Origin of the sequence: Puia sp., assembly GCF_035546395.1 — a bacterium.
In the GTDB taxonomy this organism is placed as follows: domain Bacteria; phylum Bacteroidota; class Bacteroidia; order Chitinophagales; family Chitinophagaceae; genus Puia.
Window position 1 is genome coordinate 191715 of record NZ_DASZXR010000002.1, and the last position, 22500, is coordinate 214214.

The following is a 22500-nucleotide window of genomic DNA, read 5'->3' on the forward strand; positions in this document are numbered from 1 at the left end:
TAGAAATTATTGGACTCCGTCTAATAGTTGACTGAAGATATGGTAAAACCTGTAGACGTCTTCAAACGAATTATACAACGGCGCCGGCGCCACGCGGATCACTCCCGGCTCCCGGTAATCAGTCACAACACCCTCTTCCTGTAACTGCCGCTGCATCGTTCGGCCCCGCTCGGCATCGCCGAACAACAGGGACAACTGGGCGCCCCGCCGCTCGGTCTCAACCGGCGTGATCACCCGAAACACCGGACCTTCCAGCGGCTCCAGCAATGACGCCAGGTAGGCCGTCAGCTCCCGGCTCTTGGCCTGCAGCCGCTCGATCCCCGCCTCCTCGAACAACGCCAGGCTGGCCTTCAGACACGCCATATTGAACACCTGCGCCGTACTCATACTCCAGCCCTCTGCCGTAGGCTTGGGGATAAAACCCTTCTCCATCTTAAAACGAGAAGATTCATCATTCCCCCACCAGCCACCCAGCCGCGGCAGCGAAGAATCCTGGGCATGCCGCCGATGGACAAACGCCCCGCCGGCCGCCCCCGGTCCGCCATTCAGATACTTATAGGAACACCATACCGCAAAATCCACCCCCCAGTCATGCAACCGCAACGGGACATTCCCCACCGCATGCGCCAGGTCATACCCCGCCATCGCCCCCACCGCATGCGCGGCCGCGGTGATCCGCTCAAGATCGAAAAACTGCCCCGTATAATAGTTCAATCCGCCAAACAGCACCAACGCCACCGAACCGGCAGATTGGTCGATCGTCGCGAGAATATCTTGTTCCCGGATCAGTTTTTCCCCCTCCCGGGGCGCCACTTCAATAATGGCCTCCAGCGGATCGTACCCATGCCACCGCACCTGCGTCTCCACCGCATACATATCCGAAGGAAAGGCTCCCGCCTCCATGACGATCTTGAATTGGGACCCCTCAGGCCGGTAGAAGCTCAGCAATAACAGGTGCAGATTCACCGTCAGCGCGTTCATCACCGTGACCTCCTCCTCGCCACAACCCACGATCCGCGCCAGCGCCCCCCGAAGACTCGCGGGATAGCCCATCCACGGATTCCGGGCCTGCCAATACCCCCCAATCGCCAGCTCCCGCCAGTCGGTCAGCTCCTGCCGAAGGGAATCCTCCGCGCCCACCGGCTGCAAACCCAGCGAATTACCGCAGAAATACATCGGTTTACCCACGGGAAAATAAAACCGGGAGCGAAAGCCTTTCAGCTCATCCTCCCGGTCCTTTTGTTGCGCGTAAGCCAGCGCCTGCGCTATGTCATTTGGCATGCTCACTTGTTTTAGCGCAAGTTAAACAATGCCACCGTAAATTAAGTCGCTTCTATCGCGCTTCGTCGTCGGTTTCCCGGTCCTTATCCTTGTCCTTATGCTTGTTCTTATTCTTGTGCTTATCGTTCCCGTTGTCCTCGTCATCGCCTTCATCCTGGTTATTGTTGTCCCCGGACCCGGTATAAGAAAGCCGTACCGATCCAAAGCTGCTCTTGATCCGGATCTTCGCCCGGCCGTCACCCGCCTTTCCACTATAATCCTTGTCGAACTTCGGGCCCCAATCCTCCGTGTCCCCCCTCGCCTCGGCGATAGCAAAATCACTCTCGTTGTGAAACTTCCCAAAGCTGGTATGCACATCGATCTGCGCAGACAGGTCCTTGTTCACCACTAACCGTACCCCCGAGTAGGACTCGACCACGTTCAGCTCATTGATCTCATCAGCCACATTGAACTGTACGTTCTGGGAGAACTCGCTGTTGATCTTTACATTCCCATTCACCTTCCCGATCCGCGATTCCTTGTTGAACTTGAAGATCACCTTGCCATTGTTCACCGACGTGATATAGGCCTTGCCGAACTCCACGTCGATCTGATCCACATTGTCCAGCTTACCCGCGTTCAGGCTGCCGAACTTGCTGGTCAGCGTGACCAGCCCCTTGAAGGCAGGCACCTCGGTCTTCCCAAAGCTGTTGGCGATATCCAGCCGGTTGGACTCCGGCATATGGATCACGTAGTCGATATAAAATCCGCGTTCATTGTCATTATGCCGGTTCCCGTTATCGCGGTTGTTATTGATCTCTCCGACCTTGGTCTTGAACCAGATGTTCTTCCCATCCCGGCCGTCCTTGACATCGATCTTGTTCATGATATTCTGCGCCCGCTCTTCCGAAGAAGCCCTGACGCTGATCTCGATATCCACCGTGATCTCGTTCTTGTCCCAGGTAGAGACCACCACATTGCCGAACTGGTTATCGATCTCTAATTTGTCATCGGCCGTTACGTCATAATGCTTATTGATCAGTTTCTGCTTCCTTACGTCTTCATCGCCATTGGCGGCTAGTGTCATCACCGGAGCAGATAAGACCAGGAGCACAGTTGCCAGACTAAGTAGTCTTATATGCTTTTTCATATTCTGTCTTTTTTGAATGGTTGATTTGTTTAATAATGTCGAGCTGATGGTTCAGCAGCTGCATCTGCAGTTGCAGGTTCTGTAACATCGCCTCGAGCAGTTGTTCACGATTGGGGTTCTTAGGCAATTGACTCTGCAGGTTGTGATAAACACTGTCCAGCTTATTGACATCGGAGGCGAACTGCCGGTACAGCAGCGGTTCGTCTTTCTCGATGGCTTTCAACTGGTTATGTTTGATCTCTACGAGTCGCGCGTAATGGTACATTTCTTCGTTCACCGAATTGTCCTCATCAGGTTTCTTCTCGGTCTCTTTCGGGCGGATACTCGCCAGCGTAGGCTCTTCCTTGGAGGTCTGGCTGCTGTCCTTCGCGGGGCTTGGAGTTTGGGCTACCTGGTTGGGCGTGGCGGGGGTACTGTCCTCGTGCCGACCGGAAACGCTATTCGACTGCGCCACATCCGGGTTCACCCTCCCCGTACTGCTCCTAAAGAGCCAGGCTCCACCCGCGATCAGGACGACGGCGGCGGCCACGGCGCTCCATCTCCTCCAGTCCATCCTAACCAGGGGGGGCTGTTTTTTTTTCCCGGGGTCCACGTCCTGCAGGATCTTCTCCCATACCTTCGGGTCAGGCCCTTCGGCGTCGAATTCTTCCCGGTGATCCGTCACAAATTGTTCTAACCGGCTGTTCATGATGCTGCTTGTTTTAAATACTGTAACAATTTTTGTTTGGCCCGCATATACTGCGTTCTCACCGTTGCATGCGTGACCTGCAGGATCTCTGCAATTTCTTCCTGGTCGTATCCTTCAAAAAGATAGAGGGTCAATACCGTTCTGTACCCGTTCGGCAATAATCCTACCGCCTTTTTGATATCCTCGACCTTCAACGCTATTTCATTTTCATCGGCGCCGTCCTCGTCCGGCAAATGCCCGATATTGGTCTTTTCGATGTCGATCAGGTCCATCTTCCGTTTGCGCAATTGGTTGATGGATTTATTGATCACGATCCGTTTTAGCCATGCGCCGAATGTGGATTTATAATGGAAGTCTCCAAGGCTGCGGAAGGCGTCCGTAAAGGCCTCCTGTAAAACATCCTCCGCATCCCCGGTGTGGTTGACGATGCGCAGGCTGGTGTTGTACATCGCCTTGGAATATTTCTGATAAAGCTCGCCATACGCCCGGGAATCCCCGCGCTTGCAGCGCTCCACCAGTTCGTCGTGTAGTATTGGTTCCGTTAATTCCAATTCAGCTATTTTAGCGTTAGCGTTCATGGTGTTCGTCGGCTGCGGGCTTTATCCGGAAGGTAGCCCTTCGCCGACGAAACGTCTCACGATTGGCCTTCGGCCGGGTCACCCGCGGTGCCTCATGAATAAGTACACAGGCATCTCTCGGATGTTGCATGAAACTTCAAAAAACGGGCAATTTGCTTAAATTCGCCAAAATTGCTTCCATGCCCGTTAACTCAAAAATAGATGTTTTCCAAAGCCCTGACTACTACCTTCTTGACGAATTATTGACGGATGAGCACAAAATGGTGCGCGACGCCGTCCGGAACTATGTCAAAAAGGATATCTCCCCCATCATCGAAGACTGTGCCCAAAACGCCGAATTCCCGCAGCAGATCGTCTCGCAACTGGGTCAGCTCGGATGCTTTGGTCCCACCGTCCCCGAACAATACGGCGGCGGCGGCCTGGATTACATCAGCTACGGCCTGATGATGCAGGAACTGGAACGCGGCGACAGCGGGGTCCGCTCCACCGCCTCCGTCCAGGGCTCCCTGGTCATGTTCCCCATCTATGAGTACGGCAGCGAAGCCCAACGTAAAAAATATCTCCCAAAACTGGCCTCCGGGGAATGGCTCGGCTGCTTCGGCCTCACCGAACCCAACCATGGCAGCGATCCGGGTGGCATGTTGACAAATATCAAAGATGCGGGCGATCATTATGTGCTGAACGGCAGCAAGATGTGGATCAGCAACGCCCCCTTCTCCCAGGTCGCCGTGGTTTGGGCCAGGGACGAAGCCGGCGTCATCCGCGGCCTTATCGTCGAACGCGGCATGGAAGGCTTCTCAACCCCCACTACCCATGGCAAATGGAGCCTCCGGGCCTCCGCCACGGGCGAGCTGGTCTTCGACAATGTAAAAGTGCCCAAAGAAAATCTTTTGCCCAATATCCAGGGCCTCAAAGGACCCCTCGGCTGCCTCACCAAGGCCCGCTACGGCATCGCCTGGGGCGTGGTTGGCGCCGCCATGGACTGCTATGATACCGCCCGCCGCTACAGCCTCGAACGCGTCCAGTTCGGCCGGCCCATCGGCGGCTTCCAGCTCCAACAGAAAAAGCTGGCAGAAATGTTGACGGAAATTACCAAGGCCCAACTGCTCAACTGGCGCCTGGGCTCCCTGATGAACGCCGGCAAAGCCACCCCCGCCCAGGTCTCGATGGCCAAACGCAACGGCTGCGAAATAGCCGCCGACATCGCCCGCAACGCCCGCCAGATGCTGGGCGGCATGGGCATCACCGGCGAATACCCGATCATGCGCCATATGATGAATATCGAAAGCGTCATCACCTACGAAGGGACCCATGACGTGCATTTACTCATCACCGGGATGGATATTACCGGGCTAAACGCATTCAAATGAAAATATTTCTCGTCGGTTTCATGGGGTCCGGTAAAACGCACTGGGGCCAGCGCCTGGCGGCAAAGCTCGGCATGCCCTTTTACGATCTGGACAGCCTGATCGTCGAAAAAGAAAATCGCACTGTCGCGGAGATATTCGCCGAAAAAGGCGAGGAGTTCTTCCGCTTCCTGGAAAAAGAAACGCTCGAAGCCATCACCGACAACCAGGAAAGCTTTATCCTCTCCTGCGGCGGCGGCACCCCCTGCTTCTTTAATAATATCGAGTTCATGAAGAAGAACGGCAAGGTGATCTGGCTCAACACCGCCGTGGACGTCCTCCGCCAGCGCCTCCAGCGCGAGCGGTTGAGCCGCCCCCTCATCGCCGAAGTCTCCGAAGACGAACTCCAGCGGTACATCATCCGGAAATTGAGCGAACGCCGCATGTATTACCAACAGGCCGATGTGACCGTCAGCGAAGAGAACACCAACCTCGACGAGCTGATCCGCCTCCTCCTGCAAAACGAACAACCCGACCGCCTAAAAGAAGAACTATGAACCGTAACTTTCTGTCCGTCGCCGCTATTCTCGGCGCCCTTTCCGTGGCCCTCGGCGCCTTTGCCGCCCACAAGCTCAAAACCATGGTCGGCCCCGATACCGTCGCCATCTTCGAAACCGGCGTACGCTATCAGTTCTACCATGTCTTCGCCCTCCTCTTCGTGGCCTTCCTCTCGGAAAAGATCCATAACCGCTGGATGATCTGGGCCGGTAACTGCTTTATCATGGGGATCATCTTCTTCTGCGGCTCCCTCTACATCCTCACCGCCCTCACCATCGCCGAGAACACCCACCGCACCCTCGCCGGCATCGCCACCCCCATCGGCGGCGTATTCTTCATCGCCGGTTGGATTTTCCTTTATATGGGAGTCAAGGCCAAAAGCAAGGACTAAAGCTGCAGATAGAATGTCGTCCTCGTCCCCTCCTTATTCTGGATATCAAAGCCTCCCTCGATGGAGGCCATCCGCTTTTTCATATTGTTCAGCCCATTCCCGAACTTCCGTAGCTTCTCCATATTGATCCCCACGCCGTCATCCTGGATCTCGATGATCAGCCGGTCCCCGACCGCCACATTGATCTTCACCACCGAGCTCTGCGAATGCTTCGCCACATTGTTCAATGCCTCCTTCACCGACAAAAAGATGTTCCGCCGCTTCTCCCCGCTGATCTCCCGCGGCGGGATCGACGCCGGCATCGTGAACGTACAGTCGATCATCGTGTTCTCGAAGAATTCCACGGCATAGCTCCGGATATAGGCCACCAGGTTCTCCACCGTATCATTGCTGCTGGTCATCGTCCAGATGATCGTATTCATCTTATTGATCAGCTCGTTTGCGCTGTTCGATATCTTCTCGATCTCCGGCAGGGTCTGGTCCTTCATCTTGCTCTTCACGATCTCGCTCATCAGTCGTATCGCCGTCACACCCGAACCTAACTCGTCATGCATATCGACCGAGATCCGGTTTCGCTCGTCCTGCTTGGCCGCCAGCACCGCCACCTGCTTCTCCATCTCCTTCCGTTCGGTCTCCAGCTTTAGCTTCTCCTCCTTCTGGATGCTGGCGATGATCTCCATCTTGTTCTTGTACGTCAGCGCAAACAGGAAGAAAAGCAGCTCGATCGTGATCCCCAGCTCGTAATAGAACAGCGCCAGGTTGAGTACCGAGACACCCGGCACGACCTTGATGCTCATCATGATCATCGCCTGGGAAACGATGCTCAGCAGGCAGAGCGAGATATTCCCCATGACGATATAGTTCATCAGCCGGTTGTGGTAGGTCAAGCCCTTGATGATAAAAATGATGGAGGTGGTCAGCAACAACAGCTTCGTAGCTGTCTCGAAATAGTCCGCGAAACGAAAATCCGCGACAAAGAAATAGGAGAGGATATAAAGAACGGTCAGCACCGCGATCCCCCAGGAGCCCCAAAGCAGGTAACGGTCCAGCGACCGGTAATTCCTGCTCGTCTCCAGGAACTTCCGGTGGAAAATGATATAGCAGATATACCCCACGGAAAAGATGATATTGTCCAAAAAACTCTCGAAGAAGAAATCGAAGGCCGTGGTGACATGGTTCAGAGTGGCCTTCAGGAACAACAGCACGCTGATACAGACCGAATAGCCGACATAGTACAGGAATTCAGGCTTCCTGCTCTGCATGTATTCGCTGATAGCATAGAAGATCATCATCAGCATGACCCCGGCAAAAAGATCGGTGATGGCATCGATGCTGGTCTTGTTCTTATGCGTTAGCACGATGCCTTCCCGGATCAGCGTATCCCGGGTCAGCGACGGGTTGACCGAGTTGGTCGGAGCCTTGATATAGGTGAGGGCCGCAAAGAAAAGCGCACTGTCCCTGGCTGCCAGCGTTATCTTCCGGTAGCCGAGACTGTCAGCATCATCCGGCAGCTCGTTCGGCAGGGCCTCGACCCTCGACCCAACCAGCCGGTATAGCTGGATCGTATCGGCCAGCCATCCGGGACAAAAGAAAACGCTCTGGGAACTATCACTGCGGTTGGCAAGCAGGAACCGCAAAAAGAGCTTTTTATTCACCAGCTCCGGCGCCACGAAATGCAGGTATTTCCGGGTATTTTGCCGGTAGGGGAGTCCAGGCAGCCGCTGGATCGGAGGATTCCGGTCGTCTGAAAAGTAATAGCCCGTATTGTAAGAGATATCATTGAGCAACCCCGTCCTGGCCAGATCAGCCGCCACGGGCGGTAAAGTATCCTGCGCCCGGCTGTCCAGCTGCAACAGGATCAGGATCAGGCCAAACCAGCATGCTTTTGATAGGTTCAAGACGCCATTTTTTTAAAGGTAAAGGAAATAATTATAATATTGCGGTATCCATGGCAAACCGACTTAAGTCCAAAAAGAACCAGAAACCTTCGGACAAGCTAAAGGCCGATAAAGAGTCCCCGGTAAAGGTGAAACAGCTTGTCAAAGACGAACGTACCCACAAGATCACCGGGGCCGTTTGCCTGCTGGTTTCCCTCTTCCTGTTCATCGCCTTTACCTCCTATCTCTTCACCTGGAAAGAAGACCAGGACAAGGTATTCCAGCATGGCGCCTCCATCCTCTTGCCCTCCGCCCACGTGAAGGTCAGCAATCTCCTCGGCAACCTCGGCGCCCTGGTCTCCCACGAATTCTTCTTCAAAGGATTCGGTCTCGCCTCCTATTTCTTCTGCTCCATCTTCTTCATCATCGGCGTCAACCTGCTCTTCGCCCGGAAGATATTTTCCATCAGCCGCAACCTCCGGTATGTCATCGCAGGACTCATCTTCTTCTCCGTGGCGGCAGCCTTCGTCACCCCTAACGCTGGCTTCCCCTGGGGCGGGGCCGTCGGCGATATGATCAGCGAATGGCTCACCGGCTTCCTCGGCTGGATCGGCACCGCAGCCCTGCTGCTGGTGGCCGGCCTGGCCTATATCATCTGGCGCTTTAACCCGGTATTCAAGGTGCCCACCCTGCCAAAGAAGGAAAAGCTCGAGACCCCCACACCCGAATTGGTAACACCGGCAGAAGAACCGCCTCCGAAGGAGCCGAAAGGCAAAAAAGGCGCAAAACTATTCGTCGACGAATCCTTCGCCAACAAAGGCAATGTACTCAAAGACGAAGGTGGCGTCGTAGCCATAGCCCCCCCTCCCGTAGAAGCAGAACCCGAAGTGGAGTTTACCATCACCGAACGCGACGAACCCGAAGAAGTTCCCTTCTCGCTGGTCTCACCGGCTACGGAAGAGGAGGAAGAAGAGGACGACTTCGACGAGGTACCCGCCGAAGAACCCGCGCCGCCGCTGACCATCCCTCCCATTCCGCCGGTCACCAAAACCCAGCCCGGAAGTCTCGAACTCGAGATCAAATCCGCCCCGCCCATCGATGAGTCCCTCGCCGGCGAGGATTCCCTTCTACCGGCAGACATGCCGGACTACGAGCCGACGCTCGACCTCCGCGATTATAAATATCCCAGCCTCGATCTCCTCGAAGCCCACGGCAGCGAAAAGATCGTGCAGGATGCTTCGGAGCTCGAAGCCAACAAGAACCAGATCATCAATACCCTCAAGAACTACGATATCTCGATCTCCAAGATCAGCGCCACCGTCGGACCTACCGTCACACTGTACGAGATCGTGCCTGCCGCAGGCGTCCGCATCTCCCGGATCAAGAACCTCGAAGACGATATCGCCCTCAGCCTGGCCGCCCTCGGCATCCGGATCATCGCACCCATCCCCGGCAAAGGCACCATCGGCATCGAAGTGCCCAATGTGAAAAAGACGGTCGTCAGCATGCGCACCCTGCTGTCCTCCGATAAGTTCCAGCACAGCAATTTCAACCTGCCCATCGCCATCGGCAAAAAGATCGATAACGAGAATTTCATCGTCGATCTGTCGGCCATGCCGCACCTCCTAATGGCCGGCGCCACCGGTCAGGGGAAATCCGTCGGCCTCAACGCCATCCTCGTCTCCCTGCTCTTTAAGAAGCACCCCTCTCAGCTCAAGCTGGTCCTGGTCGATCCAAAGAAAGTGGAGCTCAGCATCTATCGCACCATCGAAAAACATTTCCTCGCCAAACTTCCGGGCGAAGAAGAAGCGATCATCACCGATACCAAAAAGGTCATCCACACCCTCAACGCCCTTTGTATCGAGATGGACAACCGATACGATCTCCTCAAAGAGGCCAATGCGAGGAATATCAAAGAATACAACGAGAAGTTCATCAAAAGAAGGCTCAATCCGCAAAAAGGCCACCAATACCTTCCCTTTATCGTGCTGGTCGTCGATGAGTTCGCCGACCTGATAATGACCGCCGGCAAAGAGGTCGAAATGCCCATCGCCCGCCTCGCCCAGCTGGCCCGCGCCGTCGGTATCCACCTCATCATCGCCACCCAACGCCCCAGCGTCAATATCATCACCGGTACGATCAAGGCCAACTTCCCCGCCCGTATCGGCTTCAAGGTCTCGTCAAAGATCGACTCACGCACCATCCTCGATGCCGGCGGCGCCGATCAACTCATCGGGAAAGGTGATATGCTCATCTCCTACAATGGCGAGATCACCCGCCTCCAATGCGCCTTCGTCGACACCCCTGAGGTCGAGTCGATCACCCAGTTCATCGGCAAACAACGCGGCTATCCGGAGGCATACAAATTGCCCGAATATGTCGACGAGAAGGACATGGAAGCAAAGGATTTCGACCTGGGTGACCGCGATCCGCTGTTCGAAGAGGCCGCAAGACTCATCGTCGTCAACCAGCTGGGATCCACCTCCCTGATCCAACGCAAGATGAAGCTCGGCTACAACCGCGCCGGCCGCCTTATGGACCAGCTCGAAGCCGCCGGCGTCGTAGGACCCGGCCAGGGGAGCAAACCCCGCGACGTGCTGATAAAGACCGAGATGGAGCTGGACCAATACCTGAATCCTTAATCGGGTTTTAATCCCATTTAGGCTATCTTTGCGCGGCAACCACACCAAAATAAAGTAACGTGAACAAAAAACTTGTCTTTCTTTTCTTGCTCATCAGCGTGACCACCGGCACAATCGCTCAGAACAACAGCCTCGGCAAGAATGACCCGGACGCAAAAAAAGTGCTCGACGGACTCAGCGCCAGGCTGAAATCCTTCAAGGCCGTTCAATGCGGCTTTACACTCACGGTCACCGATTCGAAAGACAAGGTACAGGGCTCCAAGAGCGGCACGATCTACCTCAAGGGTAATAAATATCATGTCAACGTGGTAGGCGGACAGGACATCTTCTGTGACGGCAAGGACGTGTGGACCTATGACAAATCCTCCAACGAAGTGACCATCACAAAATCGGATCCCAATACCCAAACCCTCTCCCCCGAAAAGATCTTCACCAACTTCTACGATAAGGATTTTCTGTACAAGCTCAACGGCGAATCGAAGGTCGGGACCCGCACCCTACAGGAAGTCGAACTGACTCCCACTGACAAGACAAAGTCCTTCTTCAAGGCCCTGCTCTACGTCGACAAGACCAGGCACACGCTGGCCACTATCAAATGGTTCGATAAATCCGGGAACAATTACACGCTCACCACAAAGAATCTCAACGGCAACGCCCCCATCACCGATGCCCAACTGGCCTATAATAAGGCTAAATTCCCGGGTGCAGAAGAGGTCGATCTTAGGAATTGACCCCATTAACTACCCCATCTAAAGGTGCTAATATCCAATCCCGCAAGGTCCAGCACCCGGTCCACCACCGTGGCCGCCACCTCCTCGATCGTCTTCGGCAGGCTGTAGAAGGAAGGTGTAGCCGGGCAAATAATTCCCCCGGCCAGGGTGACCGATTCCATATTTCGGATATGCATCAGGTTGTACGGGGTATCCCGTATTACACAGATCAGCTTCCGCCGCTCCTTCAGGATCACGTCGGCCGCCCGCGTGATCAGGTCGGACGAGACACCCGTCGCGATCCGCCCCAGCGTACCCATGCTGCAAGGCACGATGATCATCGTATCATATTTCCCGGAACCCGATGCAAAGGGCGCCATAAAATCCCGCGGCGGAAAAAAAGGGAACCCATGACTCGACCAGGCCGTATTCCCAAGCTCCGTCTGCCATACTTCCTTTGCATTTTCCGACATCACCACGCCCACCGCCTCCCACTGCTCCTTCAATACGGCCAGCTTTTCCAGCAAAAGCCGGGCATAGATCGACCCGCTGGCTCCCGTGATCGCAACGACAATTTTGCGCATCGAAAATTCGTTTAATTTTACAAAGTAACACCGAAAGCTTGAAACTCACTTACTTAATCTGCATTTCACTCGTGGCGCTTCTCCTGAAGAAGCCAACTGCGCCGCAGGCGCCCATCTCATGGCTAAGCGTCAGCGAAGCCTCTGCAAAGCTGGAAAAAGAGAAAAAACCCGTCCTGATCGACCTCTACACCACCTGGTGCGGCTGGTGCAGACAAATGGATAAAAAGACCTATTCGAACAAATCGGTCTCCGCCTACCTCAACGACAAATTCTACACCGTAAAATTCGACGCCGAAAGTCGGTCGCCGATCACCTGGCAAGGCAAAACGTACAACTATAACCCGCAATACCGCGTCAACGAATTCGCCCTCTATCTCGCCCACGGCCAGCTCGAATTCCCCACGACGATCATTATCGTCCCCGGCGAAGCCCCCCAGGCCATCCCCGGCTACCTCGAACCCCGCGACATCGAACCCCTCGTTAAATATTTTGGAGAAGGAGACTACCGCACCCGCGGTTTCGACGACTACCATCGCAATTTTCACCCCAGTTGGTAGATCATTTACTATAACGTTTTAGCCTCAAGGGGTCCACGCCATACCGCTAAAGGATTATCCGTAGGAAAAATCATTGACGAAAATCAATTAAATCGCCAGTATGTCAAAAAAACACTACCCTACATATTCAAATTCAGTCAGACACACTATCTTTGTTTTTTCATAGGATAAGGTTTAATGGTTAATGGTATTTGATTAGTGCAGCCCCGCGTAAGCGGGGCTTTTTCATAAAAAGAAAACCCTGCCGAAGGCAGGGTTTTCTTTTATCTCATTGCTCTTTACGCCTCAGCCATGTCCGGAATCGCCGCAACTTTATACTCTCCCGCATCCAGCTTCTTCTTCGTCGCCCGGAAAGCCTCCAGGGTCCGCTGGATATCCTCATCCGTATGCACCGCCGTCGGCACCAGCCGGTAAATGATATGTCCCTTCGGAATGACGGGGTATACGACGATCGAACAGAAGATATTGTAGTTCTCCCGCAGATCCATCACCATAGCCGTCGCCTCGGGAACATCCCCCTTCATATACACCGGCGTCACGGGCGAATTGGTCTTACCGATATCGAACCCGCTGTCCCGCAAGCCCTTCTGCAGCTTGTTGACCACGTTCCAAAGTTTTTTACGCAGCTCCGGTTGCGTCCGCAGCATCTCCAGCCGCTTCAGGTTTCCGATCGTGATCGGCATCGGTAAACTCTTGGCGAAAATCTGGCTCCTGGTATTATACCTGATATAATCGATGATCGCCCGGTCCCCGGCCATAAAGGCCCCAATGGACGCCATCGACTTCGCAAATGTCGAAAAATACAGATCGATCTTATCCTGAACACCCTGCTCCTCACCCGCACCGGCCCCGGTTTTGCCAAGAGTGCCGAATCCATGCGCGTCATCTACAAGCAGGCGGAATTCATACTGATCCTTCAGCGCGGCGATCTCCTTCAGCTTGCCCTGGTCACCCGCCATCCCAAAGACGCCCTCGGTGATGACAAGGATCCCGCCGGTACCCTGTTTTTCTATCAGCGCGGTAGCCCGCTGAAGTTGTTTTTCGCAATCTTCAACGTCGTTATGCTTGAAAACATAGCGATGTCCCGGGTGAAGCCGCAGCCCGTCGATGATACAGGCATGGCTCTCGGCATCGTATACGATCACGTCATGACGCCCGCAGATGGCGTCGATGGCACTCATAATACCTTGATAGCCATAGTTGAAAAGGGTAGCGTCCTCCTTGCCCTCGAATTCGGCAAGCTCTCTTTCCAACTGCTCGTGGTAGTTGCTGTTCCCACTCATCATCCGGGCGCCCATCGGGGCCGCCATTCCGAATTTCGCCGCCGCTTCCGCATCTACCTTCCGGATATCGGGGTGATTAGCCAGGCCAAGATAATTGTTAAGACTCCAAACGATCTTTTCTTTTCCCCTAAAGTTCATCCGGCTGCCGATCTCCCCCTCCAATTTCGGAAACGCAAAATAACCATGTGCTCTCTCCCGATGCTGACCGATTGGACCGTTGTGCTTCGTTAATTTTTCAAAGATATCTGCCATATTATTATGAAATTATTAAGCTTGCTACTCCCGCAAAAATAACGCATTTGAGGATGCAGTTTTGCCGAAATTTTCGCCCATGAACCGGAAACCCCTCCTGACCATTGTTTTAGGCTTACTCATTCTCACCTCCTGCCAGTCAAAAAAGTCGCCGGCGGTCAGACGCCCAAAGCTGGTCGTAGGTATAGTCGTGGACCAGATGCGCTGGGATTATCTTTACAGGTACGCGAGTCATTACGGCGAAGGTGGCTTTAGGCGCCTCCTGGAACAGGGGTTCAGCTGCGATAATACGATGATCCCCTATCTGCCGGCATTCACCGCCGTCGGTCATAGCTGTATCTTCACCGGATCGGTCCCAGCCTTCAGCGGCATCGCCGGCAACGACTGGATCGAGCAAAGCACGGGCCAGCGGATGTACTGTACGGATGACAGCACCGTGCAGGGGGTGGGCGCGGAAACCCCCGGATCCAGAGAAGGAAAGATGTCCCCCCGCAATATGCTCGTGTCCACCGTCACCGACGAGCTGATGATGAGCGATAATTTCAAGTCGAAAGTGGTGGGCGTTTCACTGAAGGATCGCGCCGCCATCCTTCCCGCCGGCCATAGCGCCACCGCGGCCTACTGGATGGAAGATTCCACCGGCCATTTCATCACGAGCAATTACTATATGACCCGCCTCCCGGCCTGGGTCGACAGCTTCAATCACAAAGAACAGGTAAAGGCCTACATGAAGAAACCCTGGACCACCCTCCATCCCAAATCTTCCTACGGAGAATCCGACACCGACGACCAGGCCTACGAAGGAAAGTTCAAAGGCGACAGCACCACCGCCTTCCCGCATAACCTCGACTCATCCTACAAAGTCTCCAAGTCCACCTTCCGGTCAACCCCCTTCGGTAATACACTGACCCTCGACTTCGCCAAAGCCGCAGTGGAGGGCTACCAACTCGGCGCCGGCGAAGTCACCGATTTCCTGACGATCAACTGCGCCTCCACCGACTATGTGGGACATCAGTTCGGCATCAATTCCATCGAAGAAGAGGATACCTACATCCGGCTCGACCAGGATCTGGCCGCCTTCCTCTCCTTCCTCGACGACCGCCTCGGCAAGGAGAACTATACGGTCTTCCTCACGGCAGACCATGGAGCCGCCCATGCCGTCTGGTATTCCCAGAATCACGATATCCCCGCCGGCTACTTCCTGACGGCCCCGCTTACCGACAGCCTCAACGCCCTCCTCGGCAAGGCCTTCCAGACACCCCATCTCGTGGATACCGTCTCTAACTACCAGGTGACGTTCAGTATGACAACCATCCGCGATAAAAAGTTGGAATTCAACGCAATCAAAAAAACAGCCCTCGAATGGCTCCGCCGGCAGCCCGGAATCACCTATGCCATCGATATGGCCAACGTCGGCGAGTCCCCCGTCGCCGAACCGGTCCGCAGCATGGTCATGAACGGCTATTATTACAAACGGAGCGGGGCTATTCAATTGATCCCCAATGCCGGATGGTTCGACGGCCGCGGCAAGACCGGCACCTCTCACGGCACCTGGAATCCCTACGATACACATATCCCATTGATTTTCATGGGTTGGGGCATCCACGCCGGGCATAGCGACGAACCTGTCTATATGACCGATATCGCCCCCACCGTGGCAGCCCTGCTCCACATCCAGATGCCAAACGGCTGTGTCGGCAAGCCGATCACTTCGATTTTGAGAAAATAGACTGGAGATTTATAGCCAAAAATTCTGACTATAGATCCATAGTCATGACAATTAAACCTAAACCCCGAGGCCGACCCTCAGGATTTCCCGCTTTCGATAGGAATTACGGCGTAATTATCGGATTTTTGCAGTCGGAAGGCTTAACTCTTCCGTTTGATAATTGTTATATCCTATGTAAACCATCAATAAAACAGAAAGAACATGATCACAGTGTCACCCGCCGCAAAAGAATACATAACCAACCTGATGGCCGACCAACAGGCAGGCCCCTCCACCTTTGTGCGGGTAGGGGTTAAAAGCGGCGGCTGCTCAGGCTTAGAATACAAACTGGACTTCGACACAGTTGAAAAAGAGGGCGACCAGGTGTTCGAAGATAAAGGCGTCAAAGTCGTCGTGGACATGAAAAGCCTTCTCTATCTCTACGGGACAGAATTGGATTATTCTGGCGGATTAAACGGTAAAGGATTGACATTCAACAATCCCAATGCCTCCAGAACCTGTAGTTGCGGAGAGAGTTTTGCCGTCTAAGCGGGCTGGAAGCCCGCTGCCCGAAGGGCAAACCTTTATGCTTCACCAATGAGGCGCCGCAGGCGCCAAAAAAAAATACGAAGTAGCACAACAAAGACTATGGCCAACGACAACGAAATATTAGACAACATAGCGAACAAGGAATACGAATTCGGCTTCGTCACCGACATCGAAATGGATATTCTCCCGGCTGGACTGAACGAACAGACGATCCGCTATATTTCGGAGAAAAAGAAAGAGCCGGAATGGCTGCTGGAATGGCGCCTCAAAGGCTTCCAGGCCTTCCGGAAACAAAAGCTCCCCGAATGGCAGAACTTTACCCTGCCTCCCATCGATTTTCAAAAGATCTCCTATTACGCGGCTCCCCGCAATAAGAAGAAATACAACAGCCTCGACGAGGTCGACCCGGAACTCCTGGCCACCTTCGAAAAGCTGGGTATCCCCCTGTCCGAGCAAAAAGCCCTGGCCGGCGTCGCCGTAGACGCAGTCTTCGACAGCATCTCGGTCGCCACCACCTATAAGGAAAAGCTCAAGGAACTCGGGATCATCTTCTGCAGCTTCGGCGAAGCCGTACAGGAACATCCGGACCTCGTAAAGAAATACGTCGGTTCCGTCGTTCCTCACTCGGACAACATCTTCGCCGCCCTCAACGCCGCCGTATTCTCCGACGGGTCCTTCGTCTACATCCCCAAAGGGGTCCGCTGCCCCATGGAGCTGTCCACCTATTTCCGGATCAACACCGAGAACACCGGCCAGTTCGAACGCACGCTCATCATCGCCGACGAAGGCAGCTACGTCAGCTACCTCGAAGGCTGTACGGCCCCCATGCGCGACGAGAACCAGCTGCATGCCGCCGTCGTAGAACTCATCGCCCTCGATAACGCCGAGATAAAATACTCCACCGTCCAGAACTGGTACCCCGGCGACAAGGACGGCAAAGGCGGCATCTACAACTTCGTGACCAAACGCGGCATCTGTAAGACCAACGCCAAGATATCCTGGACCCAGGTAGAGACCGGCTCCGCCATCACCTGGAAATACCCTAGCGTCATCCTGCAGGGCGATAACTCCACCGGCGAGTTCTACTCCGTTGCGGTTACCCGCAATAAGCAGATCGCCGACACCGGTACCAAGATGCACCATATCGGCCGCAACACCCGCAGCCGCATCATCTCCAAGGGCATCTCCGCCGGTCATGGCCAGAACAGCTACCGCGGCCTGGTACAGATCGGCTCCAAAGCCGACGAAGCACGGAACTTCACCCAGTGTGACTCCCTGCTCATCGGCGATCAGTGCGGCGCCCATACCTTCCCCTATATCGAATCGAAGAACAATACCGCAACGGTCGAGCACGAGGCCACTACCTCTAAGATCGGCGAAGACCAGATCTTCTACCTCAACCAACGCGGGATCGATTCGGAGAAGGCAGTCGCTCTCATCATCAACGGCTATGCCCGGGAAGTCCTCAACCAGCTGCCCATGGAATTTGCCGTAGAAGCACAAAAATTATTGTCCATCACGCTTGAAGGAAGCGTAGGTTAAATAGAATAAGATACAATGCTCATCATTAGAAATTTACACGCGGAAGTAGAAGATAAGAAGATTCTCAAAGGTATCGATCTCACGGTCAACGCCGGTGAAGTACACGCGATCATGGGGCCCAACGGCTCCGGTAAAAGTTCCCTGGCCTCCGTACTCGCAGGCCGCGAGAACTACCAGGTGACGGAAGGAGAAGTTCTTTTTGAAGGCAAGAACCTGCTGGATATGGCGCCCGAAGATCGCGCCCGCGAAGGCCTGTTCCTCGCTTTTCAATATCCCATCGAAATACCCGGTGTCTCCAACATCAACTTCCTCAAGACTGCCCTCGGTGAGATCCGCGCCTATAAAGGCCAGCCGCCACTGGACGCAAAAGAGTTCCTGAAGCTCTCGCGCGAAAAGCAGAAGCTCGTCGAATTCGACGCCAATCTCGTCAACCGCAGCCTCAACGAAGGTTTCTCCGGCGGGGAAAAGAAACGCAACGAGATCTTCCAGCTTGCCATGCTGGAACCTTCTCTCTCCATCCTCGACGAAACGGACTCCGGCCTCGACATCGATGCCCTCCGCATCGTCTCCCAGGGAGTCAACAAATTGCGTTCAGAGAAGAATGCTTTTATCATCATCACCCACTATCAGCGATTGCTCGACTACATCGTTCCCGACTTCGTCCACGTTCTCTACAACGGCCGTATCGTAAAATCCGGGACAAAGGAACTGGCGCTGGAACTGGAAGAAAAAGGATACGACTGGCTCAAGGAAGAGTCTCGTGAAAAAGCAACTATCTAGAACATCATGAACGCGCTACAAGAACATACGCTCCCTCTCTACGGGAAGATCGTCGATAAATATCATGAATTGTCCGCAAAGGACGCTCCCCCGTTGGCGCGCCAGTCGGCTTTTCATAAATTTCAGCTGCTCGGCTTCCCGACAATAAAGAACGAAGACTGGAAATACACCAATATCACCCGTTTTCTAAAAGATGAATACGCGCTCGAAGCGCCGGCCGTCAATGCCCCCGCGCCGCTGGTAGCAAAGGCGACGATACCCGGCCTCGAATGCTATCGCCTCGTCCTCGTCAACGGGACATGGAATGGTGAAGCGGTTGGCGGCACGCTGCCCAAAGGCATCGATATCCGCCGCACCAGCGAGGCAGCAAAGGCGCCGGAATACGCAGGCTTCTTCTCTAATGAATTCGCCGGCACCCAACACTTCGCCGCACTCAACGCCGCACTCTACACCGACGGCCTCTTCATCCACGCTGCCCCCAACGCCGCACTGGACAAACCCCTGCATATCATTCACGTCTACACGGGCGATCGCAACTTCTGGGTGCAGCCACGCCACGTCTGGGCCGCGGGCCGCAATGCCGAACTCTCCATCATCGAGTCCACGGTCAGCATATCCGGCGAACCCTTTATCTGGGTCAACAGCTTCACCGGCATCTTCGCCCACCCCGACGCAAAGCTGGACCATGTCAACCTGCAGATCGCCGCGGAGAATGTCCGCCTTATCAGCCACACCAGCGTCCACCAGAAAAAGCAGAGTCTCTATAACAACTATACCTTCACCCTGCCCGGCGCCGGCCTGGTACGGAACGATCTCCAGGCCCGCCTCGAAGAGGACCATACCGAGACCCATCTCTATGGGCTCTACCTCACCGCGGGTGACCAGTTGGTCGATAACCATACCCTGGTCGACCACCAAAAACCGCATTGCTTCAGTAACGAGCTCTACAAGGGCGTCCTGCTCGAGCAGTCCACCGGTGTCTTTAACGGCAAGGTATACGTGCATCGAGACGCGCAAAAGACCAACGCCTTCCAGCAGAACAACAACCTCGTCATCAGCAAAAAAGCGACCATTGATTCCAAGCCGGAACTGGAGATCTTCGCCGATGACGTGAAGTGCAGCCACGGTTCCACCGTCGGCCAGTTCAGCGAGGACGCCCTGTTCTACCTCCGCGCCCGCGGCATCGGCGAAGCCTCCGCAAGAGCCCTGCTCATCAATGCCTTTGCCTTCGACATCACCGATAAAATAAAGCACGCTCCCGTAGCGGACTATATCAATCAGCTCATCAGTCACCATATCCCTGTCAATCATGCAGGATAGTCAAACCATATTGGCCCCTTCGACACTCGACATTGAAGTGATCCGGAAGGATTTCCCGATCCTCGAAAGAGAGGTCTACGGTCACCCGCTCGTCTACCTCGACAACGCAGCCACCACCCAAAAGCCCGAACAGGTGCTGGCGGCAATGGACGAGTATTACCATACGATCAACGCGAACGTCCACCGCGGCGTCCATTACCTCAGCCAGCGCGCCACCGACGCTTACGAAGCCGCGCGGCACACCGTTGCCGAATTCATCAACGCCCGGCATACCCACGAGATCATCTTCACCCGCGGTACCTCCGAGGCGATCAACCTCGTCGCCGCCGTCTTCGGAAAGAAATTCCTGAAACCCGGCGACCAGGTACTCGTATCCGCCGTCGAACATCACAGCAATATCGTTCCCTGGCAGCTCATCGCCGAAGAGAAGGGCGCTGCCCTCAAGGTCATTCCCGTCGACGAGAACGGCGACCTGGTCATCGACGAGCTCGATCACCTCCTGAAAGGAGTAGCCATCGTCGCCGTCAACTACGTCTCCAATTCGCTCGGCGGCATTAACCCCGTCCGCGAGATCATCGCCGCCGCACATCGCCACGGTGTACCCGTACTCGTTGACGCGGCCCAGGCAGTACAGCACCTCACCGTCGACGTGCAGGAGCTGGACGCCGACTTCCTCGCCTTCTCGAGCCACAAGCTCTATGGACCCACCGGCTTCGGTATCCTCTACGGAAAGGAAGAATGGCTGAACCAGCTTCCGCCTTACCAGGGTGGGGGAGAGATGATCAGGACGGTCAGCTTCGAAAAAACGACCTACAACGATCTTCCTTATAAATTCGAGGCCGGTACCCCCGACATTGCCGGGGCTATCGGCCTGGCCGCCGCCATCAACTATGTCCAAAACCTCGGCCTCGATAATATCCAGCAGGCCGAACATAGCCTGATGAGCCACGCCATCGATACCCTTACGCAGATCGAAGACTTCCGGCTCATCGGAAAATTCGACGCAGCGCACCGTGCCGGCGTCATCTCCTTCCTCGTAGGAAACATCCACCCCTTCGACCTCGGCGAGATCCTCGACAAACAAGGCATCGCCGTTCGCACGGGGCACCACTGCGCCCAACCGGTGATGGATCGCTATTGCATCCCCGGCACCGTCCGCGCCTCGCTGGCCATCTACAACAACCGCACGGATATCGACCGCCTCGCCGCCGGCATCAAAAAAGCGGCGAAGTTGCTGGCATGACGATACAGGAAGAACAGGACGAAATAATCGCCGACTTCGAATTCCTCGGCAACAACTGGGACGATAAATACGAATACATCATCCAGCTCGGCAAAGAACTGCCGCTGATCGATCCCCAATACAAAAAGGAGGAAAACCTGATAAAAGGTTGCCAGTCCCGCGTCTGGTTACACACCGACTTCAAAGACGGCAAACTCCTTTTCACCGCCGACAGCGACGCCGTCATCACAAAGGGCCTGATCGCCCTGCTCATAAAGGTCCTGTCCGGCCATACCCCAAAAGAAATTATCGACGCCAACATTACCTTCATCGACGCCATCGGGCTCACCAGCCATCTCTCCCCAACCCGCTCCAACGGCCTGCTCTCGATGCTCAAACAAATCAAATTGTACGCAGTGGCGTTGCAATCAAAATCCCTCCACTCATGAGCGAAACCACCACCCTCCGCGATCAAATCGAAGCCCGGCTTCGCACCGTCTTCGATCCCGAGATCCCCGTCAACATCTTCGACCTCGGCCTGGTTTATGAAATAAAGATCGGCGACAACGGCAATGTCAAGATCACCATGACCCTCACCGCACCCGCCTGCCCCGTAGCCGGCGACATCGTCCGCGACGTGCAGGAAAAGGTCGAAACCCTCCCCGAGGTGATGGACTGCCATGTCCAGCTCACCTTCGATCCGCCCTGGAACAAGGAGATGATGAGCGAAGAAGCAAAACTGGAACTGGGATTTCTCTGAATTATTCGATATTTTTTATTCGCGAATCGGAAATGCTCCCTCCCGGCCGGACAAAGACATAAACCTCGAACGCCCCGCCATTGTCCCCTTTTACAGTATCATTGACATCGAAGCTGAGCGGTCCCGCCACCGTCGCCCGGAAGGTCAATCCCGAAAGGTATTGATCCGCCGGCAATCCTTTTGGCGAAATGCTGAGCCCAAAATGATCCGCAACACAATAATCCCGCATATCCAACTTTCCACACACCGCCGTCCCATCTCCCTGCAGCGCCGTCAGACAACCCAGCGAACCTTGTTTATACTTGGTATATAAGCCGGAAGTGAGGTGGCCATGCAGCAATCCCTTCCCATCCGCGTCACCCATATACGTGCCGATATGCACGGTTCCCGCAGTGAAGACCATCACTTCGTCACCCGCATTGACCGTTATACCCGAAGGTTGTGCATCTTCAGCGGTGGCCGAAACATTCAGCCTATAGGTTCGAACGGCACAGATATTCTTTCCCGCCGTTGCGTTGACGTCCGCCGGATAATCCGGTTCACCCCATCAACCAGCATGTAAGTAAAAACTCTTACTCTGCAAAATCGATGAAATGCGTCGAAAATGAGCCGCATGAACAATAACCGTCAATTCTACACTTCCGATAACGTTTGCGTAGATTCTCACTCAAAAGCAGGATGCAACAGGATAGTTCCGCCCTGCAGGTTGTCTACTTTTAAGATATCAACTAACAAACTTGCCA

At 54.7% G+C, this 22500-nt stretch carries 22 protein-coding genes; 14 read left to right on the forward strand and 8 right to left on the reverse strand.

What is annotated here, in order from left to right; translation table 11 throughout:
- Positions 1-6 precede the first annotated feature (6 nt).
- Genes kynU through VHE34_RS01925 form a run of 4 tightly spaced genes read right to left on the reverse strand, consistent with a single transcriptional unit; the run spans position 7 to position 3649 of the window.
- Positions 7-1281 carry a kynureninase gene (gene kynU, locus VHE34_RS01910; RefSeq protein ID WP_325583992.1) on the reverse strand — a complete coding sequence of 425 codons (1275 nt, stop codon included), beginning with the start codon at positions 1279-1281 and terminating at the stop codon, positions 7-9.
- A 52-nt stretch (positions 1282-1333) separates the two neighbouring features.
- On the reverse strand, positions 1334-2410 hold the full coding sequence (locus tag VHE34_RS01915) for a hypothetical protein (RefSeq protein ID WP_325583994.1): 1077 nt from the start codon (positions 2408-2410) through the stop codon (positions 1334-1336).
- Positions 2385-3098, reverse strand: a complete 714-nt coding sequence (locus tag VHE34_RS01920) for a hypothetical protein (protein WP_325583996.1) — start codon at positions 3096-3098, stop codon at positions 2385-2387. Before VHE34_RS01920 ends, VHE34_RS01915 begins: the two co-directional genes overlap by 26 nt.
- Entirely contained in the window at positions 3095-3649 is a 555-nt protein-coding gene (locus VHE34_RS01925; protein ID WP_325583998.1) for an RNA polymerase sigma factor, read from the reverse strand. Before VHE34_RS01925 ends, VHE34_RS01920 begins: the two co-directional genes overlap by 4 nt.
- A gap of 206 nt (positions 3650-3855) precedes the next feature.
- Here VHE34_RS01925 and VHE34_RS01930 point away from each other — a divergent pair, with 206 nt between their 5' ends.
- From VHE34_RS01930 to VHE34_RS01940, 3 genes are read left to right on the forward strand one after another with little or no spacing between them, the layout of a single operon-like run.
- Positions 3856-5046 carry an acyl-CoA dehydrogenase family protein gene (locus VHE34_RS01930; RefSeq protein ID WP_325584000.1) on the forward strand — a complete coding sequence of 397 codons (1191 nt, stop codon included), beginning with the start codon at positions 3856-3858 and terminating at the stop codon, positions 5044-5046.
- Complete coding sequence (locus tag VHE34_RS01935) at positions 5043-5579, forward strand: shikimate kinase (protein WP_325584002.1); 537 nt, start codon at positions 5043-5045, stop codon at positions 5577-5579. Before VHE34_RS01930 ends, VHE34_RS01935 begins: the two co-directional genes overlap by 4 nt.
- Positions 5576-5971: a DUF423 domain-containing protein gene (locus tag VHE34_RS01940; protein ID WP_325584004.1), complete on the forward strand. Its 396-nt coding sequence runs from the start codon at positions 5576-5578 to the stop codon at positions 5969-5971. Before VHE34_RS01935 ends, VHE34_RS01940 begins: the two co-directional genes overlap by 4 nt.
- Here the strand turns inward: VHE34_RS01940 and VHE34_RS01945 are convergent.
- Positions 5968-7869 carry a sensor histidine kinase gene (locus tag VHE34_RS01945; protein ID WP_325584006.1) on the reverse strand — a complete coding sequence of 634 codons (1902 nt, stop codon included), beginning with the start codon at positions 7867-7869 and terminating at the stop codon, positions 5968-5970. The genes VHE34_RS01940 and VHE34_RS01945 overlap by 4 nt on opposite strands.
- 50 nt (positions 7870-7919) lie before the next feature.
- On the opposite strand from VHE34_RS01945, the gene VHE34_RS01950 reads away from it, so the two are divergent.
- Both VHE34_RS01950 and VHE34_RS01955 read left to right on the forward strand, forming a co-directional pair.
- The gene (locus tag VHE34_RS01950; RefSeq protein ID WP_325584008.1) at positions 7920-10490 is read left to right on the forward strand and encodes an FtsK/SpoIIIE family DNA translocase; all 2571 of its coding nucleotides are present in this window, start codon (positions 7920-7922) and stop codon (positions 10488-10490) included.
- A gap of 59 nt (positions 10491-10549) precedes the next feature.
- On the forward strand, positions 10550-11221 hold the full coding sequence (locus tag VHE34_RS01955; protein ID WP_325584010.1) for an outer membrane lipoprotein carrier protein LolA: 672 nt from the start codon (positions 10550-10552) through the stop codon (positions 11219-11221).
- 5 nt (positions 11222-11226) lie between these two features.
- On the opposite strand, the gene VHE34_RS01960 is transcribed toward VHE34_RS01955, so the two are convergent.
- Positions 11227-11784, reverse strand: a complete 558-nt coding sequence (locus VHE34_RS01960) for a UbiX family flavin prenyltransferase (RefSeq protein WP_325584012.1) — start codon at positions 11782-11784, stop codon at positions 11227-11229.
- Positions 11785-11822: 38 nt separating this feature from the next.
- On the opposite strand from VHE34_RS01960, the gene VHE34_RS01965 reads away from it, so the two are divergent.
- The gene (locus VHE34_RS01965; RefSeq protein WP_325584014.1) at positions 11823-12341 is read left to right on the forward strand and encodes a thioredoxin family protein; all 519 of its coding nucleotides are present in this window, start codon (positions 11823-11825) and stop codon (positions 12339-12341) included.
- Between the two features lie 278 nt (positions 12342-12619).
- Here VHE34_RS01965 and VHE34_RS01970 read toward each other — a convergent pair whose 3' ends face one another.
- On the reverse strand, positions 12620-13876 hold the full coding sequence (locus VHE34_RS01970) for an aminotransferase class I/II-fold pyridoxal phosphate-dependent enzyme (protein WP_325584016.1): 1257 nt from the start codon (positions 13874-13876) through the stop codon (positions 12620-12622).
- Between the two features lie 79 nt (positions 13877-13955).
- On the opposite strand from VHE34_RS01970, the gene pafA reads away from it, so the two are divergent.
- From pafA to VHE34_RS02010, 8 genes are all read left to right on the forward strand, one after another.
- Complete coding sequence (gene pafA, locus VHE34_RS01975) at positions 13956-15605, forward strand: alkaline phosphatase PafA (RefSeq protein ID WP_325584018.1); 1650 nt, start codon at positions 13956-13958, stop codon at positions 15603-15605.
- A gap of 201 nt (positions 15606-15806) precedes the next feature.
- Entirely contained in the window at positions 15807-16133 is a 327-nt protein-coding gene (locus tag VHE34_RS01980) for an iron-sulfur cluster assembly accessory protein (protein WP_325584020.1), read from the forward strand.
- 99 nt (positions 16134-16232) lie between these two features.
- Positions 16233-17675 (forward strand): Fe-S cluster assembly protein SufB, encoded by a 1443-nt coding sequence (sufB, locus tag VHE34_RS01985; protein WP_325584022.1) that lies wholly within the window; start codon positions 16233-16235, stop codon positions 17673-17675.
- Positions 17676-17690: 15 nt separating this feature from the next.
- Entirely contained in the window at positions 17691-18455 is a 765-nt protein-coding gene (gene sufC, locus VHE34_RS01990) for a Fe-S cluster assembly ATPase SufC (protein WP_325584024.1), read from the forward strand.
- A 6-nt stretch (positions 18456-18461) separates the two neighbouring features.
- Positions 18462-19775, forward strand: a complete 1314-nt coding sequence (sufD, locus tag VHE34_RS01995) for a Fe-S cluster assembly protein SufD (RefSeq protein ID WP_325584027.1) — start codon at positions 18462-18464, stop codon at positions 19773-19775.
- Positions 19765-21018 (forward strand): SufS family cysteine desulfurase, encoded by a 1254-nt coding sequence (locus VHE34_RS02000; protein ID WP_325584029.1) that lies wholly within the window; start codon positions 19765-19767, stop codon positions 21016-21018. Before sufD ends, VHE34_RS02000 begins: the two co-directional genes overlap by 11 nt.
- Complete coding sequence (locus VHE34_RS02005; protein ID WP_325584031.1) at positions 21015-21446, forward strand: SufE family protein; 432 nt, start codon at positions 21015-21017, stop codon at positions 21444-21446. The genes VHE34_RS02000 and VHE34_RS02005 overlap by 4 nt, the downstream gene beginning before the upstream one ends.
- Complete coding sequence (locus VHE34_RS02010; RefSeq protein WP_325584033.1) at positions 21443-21757, forward strand: iron-sulfur cluster assembly protein; 315 nt, start codon at positions 21443-21445, stop codon at positions 21755-21757. Before VHE34_RS02005 ends, VHE34_RS02010 begins: the two co-directional genes overlap by 4 nt.
- 1 nt (position 21758) lies before the next feature.
- On the opposite strand, the gene VHE34_RS02015 is transcribed toward VHE34_RS02010, so the two are convergent.
- A complete protein-coding gene (locus VHE34_RS02015; protein WP_325584035.1) occupies positions 21759-22163 on the reverse strand; it encodes a hypothetical protein in 405 nt (134 codons plus the stop codon).
- Between the last annotated feature and the right edge of the window lie 337 nt (positions 22164-22500).